Genomic DNA, 7315 nt, shown 5'->3' with positions numbered 1-7315 from the left:
CCTCCCCCAGGGAAGGAGAGCCGGGCGGCTCCGTGCTGCCGGCCGCAAGGGGGCGACCGGCGGCGCGGCGGCTCAGCGAGACGTCAGTCGACCGGGAAGAGCGAGACAGTCAGCGTCGCACCGTAGGAGCCGGGAGCGGTGTCGGCCGGCAGCTCGAGAGCGAGGTCGGCCGTGACGTCGCTCGTGCCCTTGCGGCCGATCGCGTCGGCACCCGCGAGGGTCTGCGGCGTCGACAGCCCTGCTCCCCCGCCCTGCGCCGAGGAGATCCGCTGCCCGGCGGTCACGCCCGGCTTGTCGACGACCAGGCGCGGTGCCCAGCCGAGCCGGTCCGCGCCGAACGTCGTCGACCCCGCCGAGAACGCGGTCGACTGGCCCGAGACCGCCCAGCCCGCAGCGTCACGACGCGTGTCCGAGACGCTCACGACGGGAAGTGCCGCGGTGTACGCCAGGTGGTCGCCGTCGAGCCCGCCCGCGAGCCGCACGGGCGCACCGTCACCCGCGACGGTCATCGAGAGCTTGCCCTCGGCCACGACCTCCTCCACGACCGCCTCGAGCGCGATGCCCTCGGCCCCCGCGGGTTCCGTGTCGCCCTGCGCCGTGAACCGCACCTGGTCGAGAGCCCAGAACCAGTCGTTGGTGCCGCTGTAGTGGAAGCGGTACTGCGCGGTCTTCGCCCCGACCGGCACGTCCGTGACGATCGTGCGCTTCCCGTTGTCGCTCGCAGGGAACGAGGCCACCTGGACCGGCGCGGCGCCGTCGAAGCTCACGAGGACCTCGGCGACCTGCACGCGGTCGTGGCGGTACGAGTGCTCGAACGTCAGCACGGCCTGCTCCTTGCCCGCGACCGCGTAGTCCGGCGTGACGAGAGTCGAGTCGAACTTTCCCGCGCCGTGGGCCTTGTCGTCCCACTCGTCCGAGTCGGCGACCGCGATCACGTCGCGGCCCCGCGTGAAGTTCTCCCGCGCCTGACCGGACTCGGCCGCGGACCAGAACGCCTGGGTCGTGAACGACCAGCCCCGCCACTCGGTCACGCCACCCGAAGGCATGGCGGAGTTGTCGACGCTCCAGCCGGTCGGAGCCGTCGTCGTGAACCCGAGCGTCCCGGCGGGGACACCCGTCTCGTCGACCCGCGGCGAGAGCGCGGGACGCAGGGTGTCGAAGTCGTCGGAGACGTCGTCGCCGATCGGGGTGCCGTCGAGACCCCACGCCGGGTCCACCGTGACGCCCGCCTGTCGCACGACCGTCGGCGCGATGTCGGTGATCGCGAGGTTCTCCTGCCGCCCGCGGGGCTCGATGCCGTCGCCCGCCGCGATGACGAACGTCGCGCGCTCGGTCTGCGCCCGACCGCCGTGCCCACCCTTCGGCAGGTGGCCGTGGTCGGCCGTCACGATGATGTTCCAGCTCTCGGCCGCGCGCGTGGGTCGCGCGTCGATCGCGGCGAGGATGCGGCCGATGCGCGCGTCCTGCACCTCGAGCTCGGCCGCGTACTCCGCGGCGTCCGCGCCGTGGCTGTGACCGGCCCCGTCGATGTCGTCGAGGTGGAGGAACGACACGTCGGGGTTCTGCGTCCCCAGGTAGGTGATCGCGGCCTGCTCGGTCTTGACGTCCGAGCCCGTCGCGAGCCGCAGGTCGATCCCGTCCGAGATGATGTCGCCGTTGCTCGCCGACGACGTGATCGGGGCCCAGGTCGAGGCCGCGAACGTCGCGATGCTCGGGTCGACCTGCTCGAGGCGGTCGAGGAAGCTCGGGTACTGCGCGTAGTTCTTGCCGGCGAACGTGTTGTCGCGGACGTTGTGCTTGTCCGTCCACACGCCCGTGAGGATCGTGGACCAGCCCGCGCCCGACACCGTCTGGGCGCCGCGCTGGCTCACCTCGGTCGCGTCGCTCGTGGCGTACAGCAGGCTGTGGCCGGAGGTCCCGCGCTGCATGAGCGCGTGGAGATTCGGCGTCGAGGCAGCCTCGATCTTGTCGAGCCGAGCCCCGTCGAGCCCGATCACGAGGGTCTTGTCCGTACGAGTTCCCTGCAGCACGGGGGCTTCGCCGTCGGCGGCGAAGGCGGCGGCCGGGACGAGGAACGTCCCTGCTGCCAGCGACCCGGCGAGTGCCAGGTGTGCGATCTTGCGCATGTCCAACCCTTCAGTCGTCATGGTGCACGTCATGGATGCGGTGTCCGGACGAGCCGCGAGACTCACTTGTCCAGACAGGCATCACTCTGACCGTGCCAGGCAGACCAGGGATGAACCGGGACGATCGGGGCCGTGAACGTCTGCGTCGCGCGGGTCTGGATCTGGGCTACCCGCTGCACATACCAGACATTTAGTCCCCGTCCGACGGCGGCACGCAGCACCGCCCGAGCCGGCACGGCGGCGCTCATCCCGCCCCACGACGAAAAGACCGACGGCGCCCCTCCCCGTGAGGGGAGAGACGCCGTCGGTCAGGAAGAGAACGGGCTGATCAGGCCGCGTCCTCCTCGAGGAGCTTCGTCGCCTTGGACGGGTCCACGGGGATGCCGGGGCCCATCGTCGTCGAGAGCGTCGCCTTGCTGATGTAGCGGCCCTTGGAGGAGGACGGCTTCAGACGCAGGACCTCTTCGATCGCTGCGGCGTAGTTCTCCACGAGCGCCTTCTCGTCGAACGAGACCTTGCCGATGATGAAGTGGAGGTTCGAGTGCTTGTCGACGCGGAACTCGATCTTTCCGCCCTTGATGTCCTCGACGGCCTTCGCGACGTCCATGGTCACGGTGCCGGTCTTCGGGTTCGGCATCAGACCACGGGGGCCGAGGACCTTACCGAGACGACCGACCTTGCCCATGAGGTCCGGGGTCGCGACCGCGGAGTCGAAGTCCGTGTAGCCTGCGGCGACCTTCTCGATGAGCTCGTCGCCACCGACGATGTCGGCGCCGGCTGCACGAGCCTGCTCCGCCTTCTCGCCGTTCGCGAAGACCAGGACGCGGGCGGTCTTACCGGTGCCGTGAGGCAGGTTGACCGTGCCACGAACCATCTGGTCCGCCTTGCGGGGGTCGACACCGAGACGGAACGCGACCTCGACGGTCGCGTCGTACTTGGTGGGCGACGTCTCCTTGGCGAGACGAACCGCCTGGAGCGGGGTGTAGAGCTCGTCGCGGTCGATCTTCTCCGCTGCGGCGCGGTATGCCTTGCTGCGCGTTGCCATCTGCTTCTCCTTGTCGAGCAGTCGTGGTCTACGGATCCGCGCGGACCCTGCCACTGCCCGCTGGTCAGAGACCGGCGGGCTCATGAAAATGAGGTTCAGCCCGGAGGCTGGGGGTGGAACTGGGTCAGCCCTCGACCGTGATGCCCATGGAGCGAGCGGTGCCCGCGATGATGAGCGATGCGGCGTCGAGGTCGTTCGCGTTGAGGTCCTCGAGCTTGGTCTGAGCGATCTCGCGCACCTGGGCGGAGGTCAGCTTCGCGACCTTGACCGTGTGCGGGGTCGGCGATCCCTTGTCCACGCCGGCAGCCTGCTTGATGAGCTCAGCAGCCGGGGGGGTCTTGGTGATGAAGGTGAACGAGCGGTCCTCGTAGACCGTGATCTCCACGGGGATGACGTTGCCGCGCTGCGACTCGGTCGCGGCGTTGTACGCCTTGCAGAACTCCATGATGTTGACGCCGTGCTGACCGAGCGCGGGGCCGATCGGCGGGGCGGGAGTTGCTGCGCCGGCCTTGATCTGGAGCTTGATCAGCCCAGAGACCTTCTTCTTGGGAGGCATGAGATTCCGTGCTTTCTGTGTCTGGGCCGACGCCGTGGGCGATGACCCGGTTGCAGGTGCTGTCGTCCGACAGGATCAGATCTTGGCGACCTGGTTGAACGACAGCTCGACCGGGGTCTCCCGGCCGAAGATGGAGACGAGGACCTTGAGCTTCTGGCCCTCGGCGTTGATCTCGGAGATCGTCGCGGGGAGCGTGTCGAACGGACCGTCCGTGACGGTGACCGACTCGCCGACCTGGAAGTCGACCTCGAAGGGGGCCTTGGCCGACGCTGCCGGCTTGCCGGCCTCGGCCTTGGGCTCGATCGTCGGGGCGAGCATCGAGAAGACCTCGTCGAGCGTCAGCGGCACCGGCTGGTGGGTGTGGCCCACGAAGCCCGTCACACCGGGCGTGTGGCGCACTGCGCCCCACGACTCGTCGGTCAGGTCCATGCGGACCAGGACGTAGCCGGGGATGCGGACGCGACGGACGATCTTCTTCTGCGCGTTCTTGATCTCCGCGACCTCTTCCATGGGGACCTCGATCTGGAAGATGAAGTCCTCCATGTTCAGGCTCTGGATGCGGTTCTCCAGGTTGGCCTTCACACGGTTCTCGTAGCCCGCGTAGGAGTGGATCACGAACCAGTCGCCCGGCTTGGTGCGCAGGTCCTTCTTGAACTCCTCGACCGGGTCGAGGTCGTCGAGGATGTCGCCGTCCTCGTCGACACGGGGCTCGTCGTCGGCCTCGGCCGGCTCCTCGTCCGTCTCGGTGTCCAGCTCCTCGTCGTCCGCCTCGACCTCGTCGATGGCAGCCTCGGGTGCGTCGAGCTCGACCTCGGCGCCTTCGGCGACGGGCTCGGTGGGATCGACGTTCTCCGCCTGGTCCAGCGACTCCTGGGACACGAACGAACCTGCTTTCTGCTGACTACTCGAACATGCTATTGACGGGACCGCTCACGGTCCTCGCGCTCCGGGCGCGTACTCGTGCGGTGCCGCGAGATGCTCGCGGCACGAGGCGCCCTCCGGGGATCAGTCCCCGAAGACCCACAGGACGGCCTTGCCGATCCCGAAGTCGAGCACCGTCACGAACGCCATGACCACGGCCACGAAGACGAGGACGACGGTGGTGTAGGTGATCAGCTCGGAACGAGTGGGGGTGACGACCTTCTTGAGCTCGGCGATCACCTGGCGGACGAACAGGGCGATCCGCGAGAAGATGTTGCCCTTCTTCGCGTCGCCCTTCTTCTTGTCACCGCCGGCGCGCACGCCTTCAGCACCCAGCGCCTCTGATGGCGATTCGCTCACTGTTCATCCCCACTACGTGACGTTGAAACCGAAACCGATGCTGACCTTTCGTGGTGTAACCCGTTACCGGACTACGCGCACGCCCCCGGGGGGACGACGCCTTGCAGGGCAGACAGGGCTCGAACCTGCAACCTGCGGTTTTGGAGACCGCTGCGCTACCAATTGCGCCACTGCCCTTCGTGATCAGCGCCACCCCGAGAACCTACCCAGAAGGCAGAGATCATCGGGTGGGCACCTGCCACCGAAGGAATACTGTACGCGAACCGAGCGCCGTGGTCGAACCGGCCCTCGTCACGCCCCGCCGGAGCCCGCCGGGCCCCACCAGGTGACCGCACACGAAGCACCTCTCAGCACCCGTCGCGACCGTCCTTCACGACCCACGCTAGACGACCGCCCGCAGATCTCACCCGCCCGTCCGGCATTCGATCGCCCGCTCCCGGTGATTCACCGCACGTCCACACGTTCTCCTCGCAATACTTACCACCGAGTCCTCGCGCACCCCGCACGAGGCGACCGGGACACGAGAGGGCGACATGTCGGAAGCCGCGGTCGTACGTCGCACCCCCCTCGAGCGCATGCTCGACGGGATCGAGCGGGTGGGGAACAAGGTCCCGCACCCCGCCATCATCTTCCTGGGCCTCATCGCCCTCATCATCGTGCTCTCGCACGCGTTCTACCTCGCCGGGACCTCGGTCACGTTCGACCAGGCGCAGGTCGCCGAGCAGGTCGAGCCGAGCGGCGAGGAGCTCATCGGGGACGCGCCCTACCAGAGCGAAGACCCCCACGTGGAGCAGGTCACGGTCTCGGTCGAGTCGCTCCTGAGCGCCGACGGGATCCGGTTCATCTTCACGTCGCCGGTCGAGAACTTCAACGGGTTCGGCGTCGTCGGCGTGATCGTCGTCGCCATGATCGGCGTCGGGCTCGCCGAGGAGGTCGGCCTGATCGGCGCCTTCATCAAGCGCCTCGTCAGGGTCACGCCGGCGCGCTTCATCACGTTCATCGTGGTCTTCCTGGGCGTCCTGTCCTCGATCGCGACCGACGCCGGATACCTGGTCCTCATCCCGCTCGCCGCCGCGGTGTTCCACACGCTCGGCCGACATCCGCTCGCAGGCCTGGCCGCGGCGTTCGCGGGCGTGGGCGGCGGGTTCGGCGTCAACCTCCTCATCACCCCGATCGACGGCATGCTCGCCGAGATCACCAACGAGTCGATCGCGGACCCCGCGCAGCACGTCTCGATCACGGGAAACCTCTACTTCGCGATCGTCTCGACCATCGTGGTGACCCTGGTCGCGACCCTCGTGACCGAGAAGTTCGTCGAGCCACGCCTGGGCACCTACCGCGAGGACGAGGCTCCCGCGCCCGACGACCACGACTCGGGCGGCGCGGCCGCGCCAGCCCCCTCGGGCGAGCTGACCACCGCGGAGAAGCGCGGGCTCAGATGGTCCGGGTTCGGCCTGATCGGGGTCACCGCGCTCGTCCTGCTGCTGGCGCTCCCGTCCTGGGGGCCGCTGCGCAACCCCGAGACCGGCAGCCTCATCGAGGGCTCGCCGCTCATGGGCAGCATCATCTTCCTGATCCTGATCTACTTCTTCGTCATGGGCCTGTGCTACGGCAAGGGCGCAGGGACGATCAAGAACAGCATGGACGTCATCAACCCCATGACGAAGACCATCGCGGGCCTGTCCGGGCTGATCTTCCTGCTGCTGATCATCAGCCAGTTCATCGCCTACTTCAACTACTCGAACCTGGGCACGGTCGCGGCCGTGAACATGGCCGACGCCCTCGAGCAGGCGAACCTCGGGACGGTCCCGCTCATCATCGGCCTCATCGCGATGACGGCCGTGATCGACATCTTCATCGGCGGTGTGGTGCCGAAGTGGGCGATCTTCGCCCCGATCTTCGTGCCGCTGTTCATCCAGCTCGGCATCTCGCCCGACCTCGCGGTCGCGGCCTACCGCGTGGGCGACTCGCCGATCAACGTCGCGACCCCGCTCATGCCGTACTTCGCGCTCATCGTCATCTTCGCCGAGCGGTACCGCAAGAAGGTCGGTGTGGGCTCGATCATCTCGCTCATGCTGCCCTACACGGTCGCGCTGCTTCTCGTGTGGACCGCGCTGCTCGTGGGCTGGTACCTGCTGGGGCTGCCGCTGGGCCCAGGAGCGGAGATCTACCTGCAGTGAGGCAGCGGCCCGACGGCGGAGCGTACGTCGTCGGGCCCGGCGTCGCCCCACCCCGGGTCCTCCCGGGCGACGCGACGAGGACACGACGAGGACACGACGAGAGGCCGGTCGCTCGCGGTGCGAGCGC

General features: G+C 68.4%; 6 protein-coding genes and 1 tRNA gene. 1 reads left to right on the top strand and 6 read right to left on the bottom strand.

Annotation, left to right across the window (positions count from 1 at the left end; translation table 11 throughout):
- Nucleotides 1-83 precede the first annotated feature (83 nt).
- The 6 genes from ACFWFR_RS15550 to ACFWFR_RS15525 form a co-directional block, all read right to left on the bottom strand.
- A complete protein-coding gene (locus tag ACFWFR_RS15550; protein ID WP_377623562.1) occupies nucleotides 84-2126 on the bottom strand; it encodes an alkaline phosphatase family protein in 2043 nt (680 codons plus the stop codon).
- Nucleotides 2127-2454: 328 nt separating this feature from the next.
- Nucleotides 2455-3171 (bottom strand): 50S ribosomal protein L1, encoded by a 717-nt coding sequence (gene rplA / locus ACFWFR_RS15545; protein WP_191801426.1) that lies wholly within the window; start codon nucleotides 3169-3171, stop codon nucleotides 2455-2457.
- 124 nt (nucleotides 3172-3295) lie between these two features.
- On the bottom strand, nucleotides 3296-3727 hold the full coding sequence (gene rplK / locus ACFWFR_RS15540) for a 50S ribosomal protein L11 (protein WP_191801428.1): 432 nt from the start codon (nucleotides 3725-3727) through the stop codon (nucleotides 3296-3298).
- Between the two features lie 75 nt (nucleotides 3728-3802).
- A complete protein-coding gene (gene nusG / locus ACFWFR_RS15535) occupies nucleotides 3803-4606 on the bottom strand; it encodes a transcription termination/antitermination protein NusG (RefSeq protein ID WP_191801430.1) in 804 nt (267 codons plus the stop codon).
- A gap of 126 nt (nucleotides 4607-4732) precedes the next feature.
- On the bottom strand, nucleotides 4733-5008 hold the full coding sequence (gene secE / locus ACFWFR_RS15530; protein ID WP_377623561.1) for a preprotein translocase subunit SecE: 276 nt from the start codon (nucleotides 5006-5008) through the stop codon (nucleotides 4733-4735).
- A gap of 104 nt (nucleotides 5009-5112) precedes the next feature.
- A tRNA-Trp gene (locus ACFWFR_RS15525) sits at nucleotides 5113-5185 on the bottom strand.
- A gap of 356 nt (nucleotides 5186-5541) precedes the next feature.
- Between ACFWFR_RS15525 and ACFWFR_RS15520 the strand changes: the two genes are divergently transcribed.
- Nucleotides 5542-7188: an AbgT family transporter gene (locus tag ACFWFR_RS15520; RefSeq protein ID WP_377623560.1), complete on the top strand. Its 1647-nt coding sequence runs from the start codon at nucleotides 5542-5544 to the stop codon at nucleotides 7186-7188.
- The last annotated feature ends 127 nt before the right edge of the window (nucleotides 7189-7315 follow it).

This window comes from Oerskovia sp. NPDC060287 (assembly GCF_042726775.1).
Taxonomy (GTDB): Bacteria; Actinomycetota; Actinomycetes; order Actinomycetales; family Cellulomonadaceae; genus Oerskovia; species Oerskovia merdavium.
This window is presented reverse-complemented; position numbering and strand designations above follow the sequence as displayed.